The 16,434-nt window shown below is 55.2% G+C and carries 14 protein-coding genes and 1 pseudogene; 7 read left to right on the top strand and 8 right to left on the bottom strand.

The genetic code is table 11. The features are described from left to right. Positions 1-29 precede the first annotated feature (29 nt). Positions 30-1,145 carry an EndoS/ChiA family endoglycosidase gene (locus CIP100161_RS12260; protein WP_232053157.1) on the top strand — a complete coding sequence of 372 codons (1,116 nt, stop codon included), beginning with the start codon at positions 30-32 and terminating at the stop codon, positions 1,143-1,145. Between the two features lie 41 nt (positions 1,146-1,186). Then, positions 1,187-1,474, top strand: coding sequence for a hypothetical protein (locus CIP100161_RS12255; RefSeq protein ID WP_232053156.1), 288 nt, complete (start codon positions 1,187-1,189; stop codon positions 1,472-1,474). Positions 1,475-2,267: 793 nt separating this feature from the next. Here the strand turns inward: CIP100161_RS12255 and CIP100161_RS10985 are convergent. Genes CIP100161_RS10985 through trmB form a run of 5 tightly spaced genes read right to left on the bottom strand, consistent with a single transcriptional unit; the run spans position 2,268 to position 7,317 of the window. Next, the gene (locus CIP100161_RS10985) at positions 2,268-2,624 is read right to left on the bottom strand and encodes a DUF3054 domain-containing protein (protein WP_155874328.1); all 357 of its coding nucleotides are present in this window, start codon (positions 2,622-2,624) and stop codon (positions 2,268-2,270) included. Beyond that, the gene (locus tag CIP100161_RS10980; protein WP_155874590.1) at positions 2,621-3,664 is read right to left on the bottom strand and encodes a lysylphosphatidylglycerol synthase transmembrane domain-containing protein; all 1,044 of its coding nucleotides are present in this window, start codon (positions 3,662-3,664) and stop codon (positions 2,621-2,623) included. The genes CIP100161_RS10985 and CIP100161_RS10980 overlap by 4 nt, the downstream gene beginning before the upstream one ends. A gap of 1 nt (position 3,665) precedes the next feature. Beyond that, a complete protein-coding gene (locus CIP100161_RS10975) occupies positions 3,666-5,906 on the bottom strand; it encodes an MMPL family transporter (RefSeq protein ID WP_155874327.1) in 2,241 nt (746 codons plus the stop codon). A gap of 14 nt (positions 5,907-5,920) precedes the next feature. Further along, the gene (locus tag CIP100161_RS10970) at positions 5,921-6,541 is read right to left on the bottom strand and encodes an NYN domain-containing protein (RefSeq protein WP_010935644.1); all 621 of its coding nucleotides are present in this window, start codon (positions 6,539-6,541) and stop codon (positions 5,921-5,923) included. Continuing rightward, on the bottom strand, positions 6,538-7,317 hold the full coding sequence (gene trmB / locus CIP100161_RS10965) for a tRNA (guanosine(46)-N7)-methyltransferase TrmB (protein WP_155874326.1): 780 nt from the start codon (positions 7,315-7,317) through the stop codon (positions 6,538-6,540). The genes CIP100161_RS10970 and trmB overlap by 4 nt, the downstream gene beginning before the upstream one ends. 456 nt (positions 7,318-7,773) lie before the next feature. On the opposite strand from trmB, the gene CIP100161_RS10960 reads away from it, so the two are divergent. Next, entirely contained in the window at positions 7,774-9,612 is a 1,839-nt protein-coding gene (locus CIP100161_RS10960; protein WP_155874325.1) for a phosphoenolpyruvate carboxykinase (GTP), read from the top strand. Between the two features lie 24 nt (positions 9,613-9,636). Here CIP100161_RS10960 and CIP100161_RS10955 read toward each other — a convergent pair whose 3' ends face one another. After that, on the bottom strand, positions 9,637-10,371 hold the full coding sequence (locus CIP100161_RS10955) for a class I SAM-dependent methyltransferase (RefSeq protein ID WP_155874324.1): 735 nt from the start codon (positions 10,369-10,371) through the stop codon (positions 9,637-9,639). A gap of 71 nt (positions 10,372-10,442) precedes the next feature. Between CIP100161_RS10955 and CIP100161_RS10950 the strand changes: the two genes are divergently transcribed. Continuing rightward, positions 10,443-11,567, top strand: a complete 1,125-nt coding sequence (locus CIP100161_RS10950; RefSeq protein ID WP_155874323.1) for a glycosyltransferase family 4 protein — start codon at positions 10,443-10,445, stop codon at positions 11,565-11,567. Here the strand turns inward: CIP100161_RS10950 and CIP100161_RS10945 are convergent. Together CIP100161_RS10945 and CIP100161_RS10940 are read right to left on the bottom strand one after the other, a co-directional pair. Further along, positions 11,450-12,862: a hypothetical protein gene (locus CIP100161_RS10945; RefSeq protein WP_155874322.1), complete on the bottom strand. Its 1,413-nt coding sequence runs from the start codon at positions 12,860-12,862 to the stop codon at positions 11,450-11,452. The genes CIP100161_RS10950 and CIP100161_RS10945 overlap by 118 nt on opposite strands. Then, the gene (locus CIP100161_RS10940) at positions 12,853-13,947 is read right to left on the bottom strand and encodes a DUF3068 domain-containing protein (protein WP_155874321.1); all 1,095 of its coding nucleotides are present in this window, start codon (positions 13,945-13,947) and stop codon (positions 12,853-12,855) included. The genes CIP100161_RS10945 and CIP100161_RS10940 overlap by 10 nt, the downstream gene beginning before the upstream one ends. 12 nt (positions 13,948-13,959) lie before the next feature. Here CIP100161_RS10940 and CIP100161_RS10935 point away from each other — a divergent pair. The 3 genes and pseudogenes from CIP100161_RS10935 (at position 13,960) to CIP100161_RS10925 (ending at position 16,323) form a co-directional block, all read left to right on the top strand. Then, positions 13,960-15,019 (top strand): annotated as a pseudogene (locus tag CIP100161_RS10935) (acyltransferase family protein). A gap of 450 nt (positions 15,020-15,469) precedes the next feature. Continuing rightward, positions 15,470-16,129 carry a hypothetical protein gene (locus tag CIP100161_RS10930; RefSeq protein ID WP_155874320.1) on the top strand — a complete coding sequence of 220 codons (660 nt, stop codon included), beginning with the start codon at positions 15,470-15,472 and terminating at the stop codon, positions 16,127-16,129. After that, the gene (locus CIP100161_RS10925; RefSeq protein WP_155874319.1) at positions 16,126-16,323 is read left to right on the top strand and encodes a hypothetical protein; all 198 of its coding nucleotides are present in this window, start codon (positions 16,126-16,128) and stop codon (positions 16,321-16,323) included. The genes CIP100161_RS10930 and CIP100161_RS10925 overlap by 4 nt, the downstream gene beginning before the upstream one ends. The last annotated feature ends 111 nt before the right edge of the window (positions 16,324-16,434 follow it).

Raw genomic sequence — 16,434 nt, 5'->3', positions numbered from 1 at the left:
ATTATTTTCACTGATTTTAAGGAGGGCTAGTGAAAATTTGCCGTTATGCTGCGTCCTTGATCGTTGCAACCTCGATGGTTATAGGCGGGGTTACTCCGGCTATCGCGGAAACTTCTCTACGTGGGGGTACCGGCCAGCATGAGACTCCAGGATCTCAAAAGTGTGATTCTGAACCTGTATTTTTTGCCTATTACAGAACTTGGCGTGATAAAGCAATAGTGCAAAATGAGTCGGATAAACCAAATAGAGCAAATAAAATTGCGTTGACTGATATTCCTCAGCACGTTAACATGGTTTCTCTTTTTCATGCCGGTAATGACCATTATCAAAGTGATGCTGAATTCTGGAAAACCTTTGACGATGTTTATTATCCAGAGTTAAAGCGACGTGGTACACGGGTTGTCCGCACTATTTCTGCTACAGAACTCTTAAAAGAAACGGATTCTCTACGTGCAGTTGGGGTGGATACAGATGCTGCAGATTACCGGGAGGTAGCCGAAAAAATTAAAAAAGAGTATGTAGATGCGCATAACCTTGATGGCTTAGATGTGGACATGGAGGTTTTGCACCTAGAACGTAACTGGCGTTCGAGCTGGGAAAAGCGGTGGCGTATCCGGAAAACTATGGCGGCACTTTCAGAGCTTCTTGGACCTAAAGCTGATGTTAACCAAGGAAAAAAGAAAGATGATTCTGGCTATAAGTTCCTGATCTATGACACTTTCGATGATGTAGAACGCTCTCAAATTCGTGCGATTGCTGAGCTTGTTGACTATGTACTACCTCAAACGTATAAGAGTGGTAAAGCGGAAATTGATCAGTTGTGGAATCAGTCCAAAGGGATTTTAAGTTCTTGCCAATTTGTGCCAGGCTATGCGCATCCTGAAGAAGGTGACACTGTCAATCGTTTTGAAACTGCTATTGGTGATGTTGATTCATCTAAAGCAATGGAGGTGGCAGCATGGCAGCCAGCAGGCGGAGAAAAAGGTGGTGCTTTTGTTTATGCCATCGATCGCGATGGACGCACCTATGGGGAAGATGACCTCAAGAACGTTAAAGAAACTGATTTTTCATTCACTAAGCGTGGTGCAGCCTTGGCACGCTCAGTTACTTTTGCTAAAGCGAAAAATGAAGCAAAAGCAGGATAAATAGTGATTATCCGTCAGCCTCGGGTTCTTTTATCGGACAAGTGGATAAGGCACGTACCTTCGAAGAAATAGAAGAACTATTGGAAAAGGCACGTCAAGAATCTCTAGGAGTAGAATCGAAATCCGATCCTCATAGCAATGCAGAGCATAATCAGGGGGATTCCCAGAGTAATGTTAACGGTGATGCGGAGTTAACTGGGCGAGGTTCTGTCGTTGATAAAGAACAAAAGCAACCATCGAGTGGTCGCAGTGTGCTTGCCATTGTGATGTCTGTGATCGGAGTAGTGGCAGCTGCTTTTTTCGGATGGTTTAGTATTTTTATGCGCTAAGTTTTTAGCGAACACCTTTATTGGGCTTAGACCAGAAAACACAATGATCTTACCAATTATGAGACCGTATGTGTTGTGGTTTAGCCCTTTAAATTTTTTTTACGGTAGCTTTTATCGTGTTAGATAATAGTTTTAATCTGCGCAAGTGGTTCTTCTGGGCTTGAGTATCCGAACATGCGTGATCGTCTGATTCACTGCCTGCAGTGGTAGTGCTTCAGAGTGTATGGAATCTGATAAAGGCCCAGCCCACGATCAGTAGGCGTCTTTTGGTGTAAAAACTCACGTTTGACCGAATTCGGACACATATCCACGGCCTTGGCCGGCGGTTCGTGACTGGATTCCGGCCCTTATCTTTCCCACTGACGTCAGTTAGATGCTTGAGATGACGAGTTTGTTCTCATCCGATGCAGACACCGTGATGTCCTAGCGAACACGCCTCACAGGCTTGTCGTCACGCACCGCGCGCTGAGGAGCGCTCCGCACTCGGGCGTCTGGCCTGCTGAGCCCACTGTCGGGTAGCATGCGAGGACACCTCGAGGTTCGGAACGACCGGTTGCCCCGTGATCTGATCAAACTTCTTAGGCGTATTCGAAGAATTTTCCGTCTATTCAAACGGAAGAAAACCTAGATCACTTCAGTTTTAAATGTTTTCCAAAACTCGATATCACTAGGTGATTTTTAATGTGCAATAAATAATTTTCTGAACTAGTTCAGACATTGATGAGATTAATTTGAATTAGGAATGACGGTTCTAGTGCGTAAGACATAAACGCATGTCATTTTGTATGAAAACCTAATATTTTTTAGAAATATTTTTAAGGCGACTAATTAGGGTGACAATACTACGCCACCCGAGGATAAGCAGGCCGGCCATCATGACGGCGACGATGATGAAGGACCAGTGGGGGATGGCTCCGTGGCGTAGCGCCCAGAAGGTGAGGCCGGCGACGGCGGTGCAGATCCACACGGTAATGCCGTAGGAGAGTGTAAGTGGGTCCTTGCCACGTTGGAGTGCCCAGCCGAGGATGGTGCCGATGGTAAATGGCCACCATGTGTCGAGGATGTGGGCGATTTCGAGGCCGCCGTGAGCGGCGCGGGCGAGGATGGCGAAGACCAGGACGGCGAGGACGTCGATAGCAAAGTATTTCATGGGGTGTTCCTTTGGTGTGCGCGTAGTCCGCCGCGGGCGATGGAGATGAAGTAGATGACCCAGCCTGCGAGGGTGATGAGTGCGAAGGCGATAATGCGGAAAACGAAGACGGAGGCGAAGGCGCTGGCGGCGGGCATGCCAACAGCCACAAGGCTGGCGGTCATGGCAGCCTCAACGGGGCCTAGGCCGGCGGGGGTGATTTGGGCGGTGCCGACGATCTTGGCAGTGACGAATGCGAGCACCACGCCAAGGATTGAGGGAATCTCGCCGACGCGTTCGAGTCCTGGCAGGGTGTCGGTGACTGCCCAGATACACAGCCACAGTGCGAGGATCTCAAAAAGCCAGTTGCAGAGGGAAAACAGGGAGGCGATGGCGAATCGCCCTGGGGTGAGCGTCACGGCGTGCAGTTGACCAACTTGGGCTTTGACTGTAGGGATCCATCGCTCGTGGTCGGCGCGGGTAAGGCGGTTGAATGCTCGAACGATACTGCATGCAACTGCTGAGGCTTGCCGAGGGTTGTTGGTGGCTGCGAACAGTAGGGTCGACAACCCGATCATGAGTGCTGCGGTGCTAATAAGCGGCATAACGCTAAAGTGTGCGCCGAGGAAGAGCACTGCGACTAGTCCTAAGGCGACCAGCCATAGAGTAGATAGTGCACCGGAAACAACGATGAACCATGAGCTGACTACCACGCTGACGTCCCATGCGCGCATGGTGCGGAATTGGTACACAGTGGAGATCGCAGCGCCGCCGGGGAAGGTGCCGGACCATGAGTTAGCGATAAATGTCAGCTCTGTGGTTCGTAGTAGGCTCACGTGGCTGCCACCGGCTCTGAGGAGTTGTCGCATGACTTCTGCCATCGAGACGATGGAGATCACTACGGCGGCAACGGCGAGGAAGAGGCCGGTATTGTTGGCGGCTAGGACCTGGGTGTAGCCCTCTGCAAGGAAGGGCATTTTGCTGCGGAGAAGAAAAGCTGCGATCACCAGAACAACAAGTGGGAACAGGAATCGTACCCACTTGTTGTTGAGGATCTGCATCTTAGGATTCTTCACTCAGTCGTTTCATTAGTTCGGAGAATGGGACTAGCTCGGCATCGTCTTTGACGGTGCGTCCGGATCGTCCGGCTGTATCCAAGTCTACGGTGAGATGGTGAAGAGGGTCGTGTTCAGTGGAACCGCCCTCGGAGACTTGCATCTTCTTGAGCCAGGCCGGCCCCCACCAGTTGTCTTCGCGTAGGAGGTGCATGACTGCAGGGACGAGCATCATGCGGATGATGGTGGCGTCGAAAAGCAATGCTACGACCATGCCAAAGGCGATGTACTTCATCATCACGATCTCAGAGAACCCGAAGGCGCCGCAGACCACGATCATGATTAAGGCTGCCGCGGTGATGATGCCGCCGGTGTGTGCGGTGCCGTATTTGATGGCCTCGTCGGTGGATTCGCCTTTGGCGCGGGCTTCCACCATGCGTGAGACTAGGAAGACCTCGTAGTCGGTGGATAGTCCGTAGACGATGGCCATGATGAGCACGAGAACGGGGCTCATCAGCGGGCCGGCGGAGAAGTTGAACAGCGAGGAGCCAACACCGTCAACGAACATAGCGGTCAGGATTCCTAGGGTGGAGCCCAAACCTAGGATGGTCATGATGATGGCCTTGGCTGGCAAGATCATGGAGCCGAATACGAGCGACATCAGCAAGAACGTGGCGGTGACGATGTAGATCGCCATCCATGGCAGCTTGTCAAAGAGCGCCTCGATGGATTCGACTTCCATTGCTGGGGTGCCGCCGATGTAGATGGATACGCCCTCGGGAGCGTCGATAGCGCGCAGCTGTTCTACGACCTTGGCGTTGTCTTCGCGGTTTTCAATGCCGGCGGATAAGACTGTGGTGCCGTCTTTGGTAGCGGAGCTGGGCTTGAAACGATCGGTGAGGCCTTCGACCTTGTTGGCCTGCTGGTAGACGTTGACCAGCTGTTGGTTGGTGGCACCGGTGATGACGAGCTTGATAGGCTCGGTACGGAAGTGCGGGAAGTTCTCATCAAAGGAGGCCTGCGCAGCGCGCACAGTGTTGTTTGGCGGCAGGTAAGTTTCGTTGATACCGCCGAATTTCACGCCGGCAAGGGGCAGAGCAAGACCGAGGAGCACTGCGACGATACCGACGGTGACCAGCGCGGAGCGCTTCATGGCCCATGCCGGGATGCGGTACCACGCGGTGGAGCGTAACGACGTAGCCTTGCGGGAGGTGCGGCGCAGCGTCCACTTGTCGATGTTTTTGCCCAACATGCCAAAAAGCGCTGGCAGGACGGTGATGGACAGCAGTGCTGCTAGGCCCACGGCGCTGATTGCACCGTAGGCAACCGACTTGAGGAATGCTTGAGGGAATACCAAAAGTCCAGATAGCGCCACTGCGACCATGGCTGCGGAGAATGTTACCGTTTTGCCGGCGGTGGCAGTGGTGACGCGTACGGCATCGGGGATGGGGCGGCCGGCGTCGAGCTCCTCACGGAAGCGGGACACCATGAACAGGCCGTAGTCGATAGCAAGGCCGAGGCCTAGGAGTGTGACGACGCTCTGCGCGAACACGTTGACCTGCACAAAGCCTGCCAAGATGGACAGCACACCCAAGGATCCGAGGATGGACAAGATGCCCACGATCAGTGGCATGCCTGCGGCTACTACCGAGCCGAAGACGATGAGCAAGAGCACGGCGACGACGGGCAGTGCTACTACCTCTGCACGTTTGATGTCGCCGGACATGCCCTTATCGAGGGCGTCGGCCACGGCGGTGGAGCCGGCTACCTGGACGGTGACCTCTGGGAACTGGGGGTGCAGATCGGATTCGATGGCACGGAAGTCTTTCAGGGTTTGTTCGCCGTCGCCACGCAGCGAGACAGCTGCGAATGCGGTGGTGCCGTCCTCGGAGATGAGTTGCGCGTTGCGTTTGTCAAAGTAGGAGGTGACGTCATCAACGTGGTCGCTGTGATCAGTTTTCAAGGAGTCGAGGTACTTCTTGATCTTGTCAAAGCTTGGACTGTGTGCGATGCCGTCTTTCGCTGTGAAGAGCAAAATCACATCGCCGTTGTTATCGCGGCCGAAGGTATCGTGCTCAATCGTGGCAGCCTGTGCGGACGAGGAACCGGGATCTTCCCAGCCTTCTTGGCTCATGCGATCTGCCAAGCGTGCTCCGAAGAGCGTGTACACGGCGAGGATCAGCGCCACAATGACGATAGGTACGACCTTGCGGTGGCGGTATGAAAAGTCTCCCCAGCGAGAGAACATACGGGTTTCCTCTCTTATTTGCTCTTGGAAAGTAGAGCGCTGAGCGGTCGGATGGGCTTAAGCCAGGCTCCCTCTTCGGGGAGGTTGTCGAGGCTAACACGCGGTAGTGGCTCGCGGAAGACGCCGGGGATTTCCTCCAAGTCGACGAAAGTGATGCGGTCGTCGGCAAGCGCCCACGTGGCGTGCTCGTGGAAGCCGATCACCGTGATAGCAACGCCTGCCGACGCCAGCTCGTCCAACGTCTCTTGGAAGTTGCGGCCATCAGCACTTGCGACGATCACCCCTGCGAGATCGCCTTCCTCAAAACGCTTGCGGATGTGGGCAAGCATGTCGGGGTCCACATCCGTGTCATCCCGCAGCTTTGGTTTAGCAAACACTGCGAAACCGACATTGCGTAGGGCCTCGACCCACGAACGAATGCTGTCGGCAGAGCCTGGTACCACGTTGGCAAACACCGTGGCTTCTGATTCCACCTTGGAGCCCGTGGTATGCGCGAGTTCGCCTGCCTTGGCCAGTAACCAGCGGCCGACGGCGTCGAAACGCGGGCGATGAGCCGTGGTAGGGCGACCGCCGAGCAGCGCCCCTAGACCCATATCAAGGTTGGGGGCATCCCATACGAGTAGCAGCCGGCTCACTTACGCCTCCACAGGAACTCTGTGATGGTGTGGTCCTTATCCAAGCCCTTTCCTTCGAACTTGGTGATCACTTGGCGATCGGTTAGTTGTGGGCACTCATCCCATGGCCAGCCCATGAACTCCAACTGTGGCTCTACTTTGACTAGCTCGGTAATCCACTCGGCGTAGTCAGCGTGGTCGGTTGCCACATGGAGTACGCCGCCTGGCTTGAGGCGTGACGCGATCAGGTTGAGCACGCCGGACTGAATGATACGGCGCTTGTGGTGGCGGGCTTTAGGCCATGGATCTGGGAAGTAGATACGCACACCGTCGAGACTTTCCTCTGGGAACATGCGGGTGAGTACTTCAACGCCGTCGCCGCGGATCATGCGCACGTTGGTGATGTCGCCGCGTACTACTGCGCCGAGCAGCTTGGCTAGGCCTGGCTTGTACAGCTCGACGGCGATGATGTTGGTGTCGGATTCTAGTGGTGCCATGGCTGCCGTAGAGGTGCCGGTGCCGGAGCCGATCTCGAGGATGGTTTTGTGGCCGCTACGACCGAACCACTCGGCGACGTTGATACGCTGGTCTTCGGCGTCGGTGAGATCTTTGCCCAAGATAGGCCAGTGAGCGTCCCAGAGGGATTCTTGGTTGTCGGTGAGGGTGCCGCGGCGGAAGCTTACGGAGCCAAGGCGTGGATAATCGAGGTCGTTGCCGAACTCGGTGTTGAAGTCCGTTTGGGGTGGACGATAGCCAGTGGGCTTGGTGTTCTTATCAGAATTATCAGTATTAGACATCCCGACTATTGTGCCCCTCGGTTGTGATTAGTTCAATATCCGACGAGTGATAAATATGTGACAGGTGTGAAAATAGTGACATGGGAGGGGGTAGAGCGTTAACAGGCACACTGCACTGAATGTGGATATGTCCAGTTGTTTGGAAAGTTGAACATAGGGCGCCCTTGACTGCATGTCGAGTGCAAGAATCTGTGTGTTAACGCGCGTAAATTACGGAGGTCTAACGGGTTCCGTGTTGACCTCGTCGAAAGTGACACCCCCTGAAGGGGGTAATTTTATTCAACGCTAAGACGTCAGACGTGATCGTTTACCTGTGGTTTTTGGGGGTGCGTGGCAAGAATGGCCTGATGTGTGACGTGCGTCTCCCGCTGCATTGTTATTTGCTGTCCATCTTCTGGCTACTGTGTGGGGTGGAAGAACTGTCAATTGACACGCGAAACTATGTCAGGAGAAGCGATGTCCACCGTGTCCATTAAGGGCCTTGAGGGTCAAGCACCCACCAAAAATGAAGTACTGCTGAATTGGATTGCGGAAAACGTCGAGCTTTTCCAGCCAGACCGAGTTGTTTTTGCTGACGGATCCCAAGAGGAATGGGACCGCCTGACAACTCAATTGGTAGAATCCGGCACTCTCATTCGACTCAACGAAGAGAAACGCCCCAACAGCTTCTTGGCTCGTTCCAACCCAGCCGATGTGGCTCGTGTTGAGTCCCGTACCTTCATTTGCACCCCAACCCCAGAAGGCGCAGGCCCCACCAACCACTGGGCTGACCCAGTGGAGATGAAAGCCGAGCTCACCGAGCGCTTCCGTGGTTCCATGAAGGGCCGCACCATGTACGTCGTGCCATTCTGCATGGGTCCTATCGACGACCCAGCCCCCAAGCTAGGCGTACAGCTCACCGACTCCGAGTACGTTGTGCTCTCCATGCGCACCATGACCCGCATGGGTGCAGAAGCACTGGCCAAAATCGGTGATACCGGCTCCTTCGTTCCATGCCTGCACTCTGTGGGCGCACCTCTGGAACCGGGCCAAGAAGATGTGGCATGGCCATGCAACGAGGAAAAGTACATCACTCATTTCCCAGAAACCAAGGAAATCTGGTCCTACGGTTCCGGCTACGGCGGAAACGCCATCTTGGCTAAGAAGTGCTACGCCCTGCGTATCGCCTCTGTTATGGCTAAGGAAGAGGGCTGGATGGCTGAGCACATGCTCATTCTGAAGCTCACCTCCCCTGAGAAGAAGGTCTACTACATCGCTGCTGCCTTCCCATCGGCATGTGGCAAGACCAACCTCGCTATGCTCCAGCCCACTATCGACGGCTGGTCCGCCGAGGTCGTAGGCGACGACATCGCATGGCTGCGCTTCGGTGAAGACGGCCGCCTCTACGCCATTAACCCCGAAAACGGCTTCTTCGGTGTTGCTCCTGGCACCAACTACTCCTCCAACCCGAACGCTATGCGCACCATGGAACCAGGCAACACCCTGTTCACCAACGTTGCGCTTACCGACGACGGCGACATCTGGTGGGAAGACCTGGAGAACATGCCAGAGCACCTCACCGACTGGTTGGGCAACGACTGGACCCCAGAAAGCGGCCAGCCATCCAGCCACCCGAACTCCCGCTACTGCGTCCCGCTGGCACAGTGCCCAGTCGCAGCAGAAGAGTACAACGACCCACAGGGTGTGCCGATCTCTGCAATCCTGTTCGGTGGCCGCCGCCCCGACACCGTGCCACTGGTATCCCAGGCTCACAACTGGGATCACGCCACCATGATCGGTGCGCTGCTGTCCTCCGGTCAGACCGCTGCCGCAGAAGGCACCGTCGGCGCACTGCGTCACGATCCCATGGCCATGCTGCCATTCATCGGTTACAACGCAGCAGACTACTTGCAGCACTGGATCGATATGGGCAAGAAGGGCGGCGACAAGATGCCTGAGGTCTTCTTGGTCAACTGGTTCCGCCGTGGCGACGACGGACGCTTCCTGTGGCCAGGTTTCGGCGACAACAGCCGCGTTCTCAAGTGGATCGTTGACCGCATCGAAGGCCGCGTTGAGGCAGACGAAACCATCGCCGGTTACACCGCCCGAGTAGAAGACCTCGACCTCACCGGCTTGGACACCCCGATCGAGGACATCCGCGAGGCGCTATCGGCTCCAGCAGCACAGTGGAAGGGCGACCTCGCAGACAACGAGGAATACCTCGCATTCTTGGGTTCCAAGGGCTCCGCAGTTCCTGCTGAGGTTCTTGAACAATTCGAGGCACTCAAAGCTCGCGTAGCAGCAGCTGAATCCTAAAGCGTTACCCCCTAGGTGGCTTCCTTACGTAAGGGAGCCACCTTTTTGTATTACCAGCACCAAGTTACTGACCAAAAACTCCCGCAGCACTGGTACCCGAACCAGCCACCACGCCCAGCGCGGATGATAACGCGGAAATGCCAACGCCAACTGGCCAGTGCTCAAACCCCAGCGCAGGCCCTCGGCGCAACTGACTGCAAACAACGAAGAACCGAATACGTTTTTAGGGGGATGTCCATGCTTGCGGGCATACCGATCCCGCGCAAACGCGCCTCCAATATAGTGCTGCCACAAGCCCGTCTCATGCCCGCCGAACGGTCCCAACCAGACGGTATAGCTAAGAATTACCACGCCACCGGGGCGCACAACACGGAGCATTTCTTCGCCCATCGCCCACGGGTCTGGAACATGTTCCGCCACGTTGGAGGACATCACCACATCAAAAGTAGAGTCCGGGAACGGTAGTGCTGACCCCGACGCGCGAACCGCCTGCGCGACCGTGATCCCCGCCGCAGCCATCTCGCCTGCCGACGGCTCCACGCTCACATACCGCTTCGAGCTAAAAGCATCGGCAAAATATCCTGGTCCGCCGCCAACATCGAGAACCGAATGATACTGAATCCCCACCTTGTTGCACACATGATCCACGAGGTCCCGAGTGTCTTGCGCCAGCAACGAATAGAAACGGTCGGGGTCTGACTGCTCGTACTTGAAGCTGCGCAGGAGGCGGAGGGAGCGTCGCAAAGTGGCGAAATGCATGCCCTTTATCTTGGCACAATACCTGCGACAACGGGCCGGTTGTGGGGTGAGCGCCTACGATGGAGACTGATATGAGGATTTTGTTACTCTGCTGGCGCGACACCACCCACCCCCAAGGCGGTGGCAGTGAGCGCTACTTGGAGCACATTGCAAAGTATTTGGTGGCGGCTGGGCATGAGGTGATTTTTCGGACGGCGCGCCATACGGATGCGTCGCGACGCGCCGTGCGTGACGGGGTGGAGTACCAGTACGCGGGCGGCAAGTATTCGGTCTATGTTCGGGCTGCGGTGGCACAGCTGCTGGGCCGGCTGGGAATTGGTCGGCTGCGTGGGGTGGACGTGGTGGTGGATACCCAGAATGGGATTCCGTTTTTCGCTCGGGTGTTTTCGGGCGTGCCGACGATCCTGCTTACCCACCATTGTCATCGCCGGCAGTGGGATGTGGCTGGTCCGCTTGTTGCGCGTCTGGGCTGGTTTATTGAGTCGAAGGTGTCCCCGTGGGTACATCGGGGTGTGCGGTATGTGACGGTGTCGGAGCCGAGCCGCGACGAAATGGTAGAACTTGGTGTCCCCGCAGAGCATATTACTATTGTGCGCAATGGAATAGATGATCCTCCGGTTCCAATGAGTTTGCCGCCGGTAGCAGGCCCACACCTTGTCACCTTGTCGCGGTTGGTGCCGCATAAGCAGATCGAGCATGCCATCGATGTAGTGCGCGAACTTGAGGGGGTGGTGCTCGACATCATTGGTTCAGGTTGGTGGGAGCCGCAACTGCGGGAGCATGCGCGGGATGTGGCCGATCGTGTGATTTTCCATGGTCAGGTGGCAGAAGATCACAAGCATGCGTTGTTGGCGCAGGCTGCCGTGCATGTGATGCCCTCGCGGAAAGAGGGGTGGGGTCTTGCCGTGATTGAGGCTGGTCAGCACGGGGTGCCTACTGTTGGCTATGCCCATTCTGGTGGCCTGCGGGATTCGGTGCGTGGCGGTGGGATTTTGGTAGAAACTCCAGCCCAACTTACGTGTGCTATCCGCAAGTTGCTCTCGGACCAAAGCTATCGCGATAAGTTGGGGCGACGTGCTTATGATTTCGCGTCAACATTTTCGTGGGAAGATACTGGTCGCGAGTTTCTGTGTGTGATTGCACAGCCGCAGATCCCAGCTACAGTCCACAGCGCCAAGCATCCCAACCCGAGATAAAAACCAGCGGGTCGCTGGGGTGTGGAATCAGCGATGGGGGTGAGCTGATCGTGATCGATCACGGCTGTGATTCCTTGTTCCTGAAGGTAGTCAATGTCGCCGCGGTGCCAAGCGGCGGTTGCTTCGGCGTGGGCAGGGGAGGGGGCGTCGATAAGCTGCCCGTCGACGCTGAGCGCACCGGATTCCACTGTGCTATTGGCCTTGATACGGGGATCGACGATCGTGCGGCTCTGATAGCTGACAAGCCCGTGGGAATCGATAATCAGCAGCCTTCCGGTGGTTCGCGGGAGCGCAGGCTGCGGCACGGGGGCAAGCGGGCGGACCACAAGAGGTGCGTCAGGGACTTGGAGGAGTGCCGCAAGGATCGCCGCAGCAACCAGTGGGCGGGGGCGGATCCGCGCAGCACCATAGATCATCGCCGGTAGCAATAACATGCTGAACTTGGCGGAATCGCGAAACAGCACAACACCTGGGATGTGCGCCAACGTCCACGGCGTAACCACATACATGGCCACCACCCCTACAAGAGCTAGGAGCTGATAACGGCGGGGCGAAAACCACACCGTAATTGCGCACAATATAATTCCCGCGATGGCGAAGCCGGACTCTCGTGAAGGCGGTATCACCTCCGCATTCCATATGCCACCAAGCCCCACAAACGCACCAAGTCGGCCCACATAGCCCTCCGCACGGGGAAAGAACACATCCGTCACACCCGCAGGAGGTGCGATCATACTGGGCAATAACCACGGCAGAAACAACACCGCGCTGATCGCCATAACCACCAAGCGCAGCCTTCGAGTTGGGGCAGACACCGCCGCAATCACCGCGCTCAGAACAGCACCCGTGGGCGTTATCGACGCCACCCACAACGCCACCAAACGCCCCTGACCAAGTAATAGGGGAACCAGCCACGCGGCGATCACCAACGACCAGTGGCCCTGCAAGAGGCGCTCCACCACAAAGGGGTTCCATAAGGTCACGGTTATCGCGGCGATACGCTGCCACTGCGATTTGCCCAAGCGTGCAGCGCCCACCGCACCAGCAATAGCGGCGGCAAGCAGCGCCACCCGCACAGCCCATGTTGCTGGGATGATCTGGCCGATAATCGCTAACAGCCCATCTTGAGGAGCATTACGGGCGGGGAGATTTCCCCAGCCTAAGGCGTTTTCGCTGAGAGCTGGGTGGTCGATAACCACCATGTCCCGCAACGCCAGCATGCCATCGTGGGGTAGCAGAAACGGCCACAAAAGTGCCGTGATAAGAGCCGCTGCCCAGCCGACGACTAGCGGCATTGGGGTTCGCGGCGGCGTCGAGAAGCCAAAACCACACCGATAATCAGTGCTGCTACACCAGCCATCTTGACCAAGAAGCCACCCACGCGGGCAGCCTTTAACGCCACTACCGTCGGGCGGGCCTCCGCACGAGCGTCCGCCTGGGTATCCGCGTCCCAGTTCAACGAAGTGCGCAAGATCGTACGTTCCTTGGCCAGCTCATCGTCATGACCGGAAGCTGCAATGCGATCCGCCTCGCGCTGCGAACCCGCATAGAACATAAAAACATCTTCTTCTTGGTTAACCACCACACCACTTTTTGGCTCCACCCACAGCGTGCGCGTCGTCGCATAATACGGTGTGAGCAGGGCCGAGCCTTGAGGATCAGTCACTTGCATTGAGGCCAACTGCTTTTGCTGATCAGGGCTAAGATCCGAGGCTTGGGCCTGTGTGGAATACTCATCGGAGATGTCATCCGGTTGCGTATAAGAACGCGTGGCGGCCTTGACCAAGTTGATCGCAGGGACGGTCTGTGTGAACACATACTCGCCATTGTCTTGCTGCACATAGTCCAATGGCCAAGTCTTTTGTGCGATCGGGTCAAAGAACTGATACGAACGCCGCTCCGTGTGGAAGGGGAAGAAGTATTGCAAACCATCGCGGGCGAAATCGCCGGTATCAAAGTTGAGGTTTAACGCCTCGGACTTCACCTTCATGTGGCTTGTGGAGTCGATAACAGGATAGGTGGAGTGCCTGATCAGGCGGAGGGAATCGTCGATAGTAATGATGGCGTCGTTGGTGTCTGTGCGCCGCAACGCCTCGTCGACACGCAAATCTACCTCATCGCGAACATCCGTCTTATTCGTTGTTACCTCACGACGCAGCTGGGTGGTCGTCTCCACATGCGGGCACGATAGTGGCGACGCCCCCGCGCACGCAGGATCCACCATCACTGTCGCCGCCGGCTGGGTAGTAATAGAACGCGCAATATCCACCGGAATCGGCTTGAGCAGTGCTATCACCAACGCCGGAACGACTGCTGCCGCGATAAACAACACGGCAGCAGTAACAAACGCAATGCCAGAGGGGCTGAGGCGAGGTTTCATCTTCACCCTTGTGTGCTCAACTTTCGACTAGGATCCGTGGGAGTGTCTCAATCGTACCTAACCTCGCGACCGCCACGGTTCCTGCCCCAGCTAGAGGGGCTACGCGCCGTGGCGGCACTCGGCGTGTTAGCTACCCATGCGGCATTTCAATCAGGCCTCGACCAACGCACACCGGCTGGCGCAATACTGGCCCGATTCGACTTCTTCGTCGCCGTATTCTTCGCCCTCTCCGCATTCCTCCTCGCTCGTGGCAACCATAAGCACTACTATCGACGCCGTGCCCAACGCATCCTGCCCGCCTACTGGGCATGCTGTGCCATCGTCTTTACCCTGCTCCCCAACGCATTCGGTACCCCTTGGTACACCATTCTGGCCACCTTCGCACTCACCCAGATCTACCTGCCCCACGCGCTTGCCGGCGGGCTGACTCACCTTTGGTCGCTCAGCGTCGAAGTAGCCTTCTACCTGCTCTTACCCCTGCTCATTCGCATACCACAACGCTATAAAATCCCCAGCTATCTTGGTCTTGCACTAGTAGGTTTTGGGTGGGCTGCCATCCCCTGGCCTACCGATGTGTGGGGAGGAATCAACTTCCAACTCTGGCCCATGTCCTACCTCCCGTGGTTTGTTGTCGGACTGTGCGCTGCGGAACTGGAACAACGCAGATGGATCATCCGTCACGGCTGGCTCTGGTGGCTTGCCGCGCTAGCAGTAGCGTGGCTGGCAGGGCTACAATGGTACGGCCCCCTCGGGTTGATCCACCCCACGCCGGCGGAATTTATCAGAAAAATCGCAGCTGGCACTGTGTTCGCAGCGCTGATTATCGCCCCCTGTATCTGGGGCGCGCCCCGATCTTTGCCCAATCGGCTACTTATCACGCCCCCCCATGCTGAACCTTGGCCGCTGGAGCTATTCCCTGTTTCTCTGGCACTTGCCAGTATTAACCGTGCTTTTTGAATTAACTAAACTTGAAATATTCTCCAGTAACACGGGTGTGGTCTTTGTGCTTTGTGCTGGAGCAAGCATTGCGGTGGCATGGGTGAGCTACGAACTTTTGGAAAACAAAGGCTAATTTATGTGATCTCGGTGAATATCACAGGGACCCAATTACTTATTTTGCGTGAAAAATCATAATTTTTGCTCTGAGAATAATAATTACGATTATGTTACGCCTTGAGTGCCTGCAAGGGCATTGATTGTCATTGATTTTTAGTGACGTTGCCTGTGGTGTTAAGAGGTTTTGTTGAAGTACTTTAAGTTCTTCATTGACAATTCTGTAAACTTTTTCAAAGTGCACACTGGTGTTCTGAGCTGCACAGTTTTGTGAATAACGGTAATGATTTCTCCCTATATGAAACCCGTTGGTGGTTGTGGAACTTTAAAAGAATTTTAGATTTCCACAACCGAAGTATGTTAGTGTTTAGCCTACACTTACCTTTACATCAGCTTTAGGGCTAGACGTCAACTCTACTTAAGGCACGATCATCGAGCGCCTCATCTTTGTTGAAAGGACCCCTTTTATATGAACGCGCACAAGTACTCACGCGTTGCTATCGTCCTCGGTTGTGTTATCGCTACTGCGACCGCTGGGTTTGCTGTTCCTGTGCAAGCCGTTGAGAAAAAGGATCTTGTGGTCGACGCTAATTCAAAGAAAAATTACCAAGTGAGCTATCCCCATTTAGTGAGACTTGCTAGGGGTGAAGGGCGACTAGTCGTCAATGGGGGAGGGCCAGTTCCTGAGGGATATTCCGCTAAAATCAGCACTGAAAGATATCCTGTTTCAACTCAAGATGATGGTAAAGGCGTCACGGTAAAGGTAAATCCGCAGACGGGCTATTTGGACATAAAAGTGTCTTCCTCTGCTGTTTTGGGTAGGCACGACTTTGATATTGATGTTTACAATGGTCCGTATGTCGTCTCTACGTTGGGACAAAAAATTACCGTTGAGGTAATGAGCGCAGATGGTTCTGGCAAAGAACTTGCTCATTCAAATCAGTCTCAAAACAAAGCGGAATCTAAAAAACACGAGTCTACTAGCCGTCCAAATGGTTCTGATTCTGAAAAAGGGTCACGGTCTGTAGTGTCTAAGGGGACCGAGGGTGTTAAAGATCAAGTTAAAACGGAAGATCATGCCAAAGTAGAGGCTCCTGCTCAGAAAGTTGAGCCTGAGAAAAAGACGTGACTGAGGTACCAGCATCTGCTGAGCAAGCCAACGTTTCTACTCCTGAAGTTACTAAAGTGACTAAGACAGAAAACAAGAAGAACCTTCCTTCTTGGCTTCTTCCAGTAGTCGGTGTTGTCGCTGGTCTTATCGCTCTTGTAGCTGGCTTCTTTGCCGGTGGCCCTCTCCGTGCGTTGTTGGGCTTGAGTCGCTAATTTCTGCCACCAAGGTTTCATGTTGAGACATCGCCCTGATTGCTAGCATTCTAATTCGGTGCGATGTGGTCACTCAGGCAGGGCTAAGGCCTTTTATCAACAACGGATCAG

This window comes from Corynebacterium rouxii (assembly GCF_902702935.1).
GTDB lineage: Bacteria > Actinomycetota > Actinomycetes > Mycobacteriales > Mycobacteriaceae > Corynebacterium > Corynebacterium rouxii.
The sequence above is the reverse complement of the archived record's forward strand: the minus strand, read 5'-3'. Positions and strand labels throughout refer to the sequence as shown.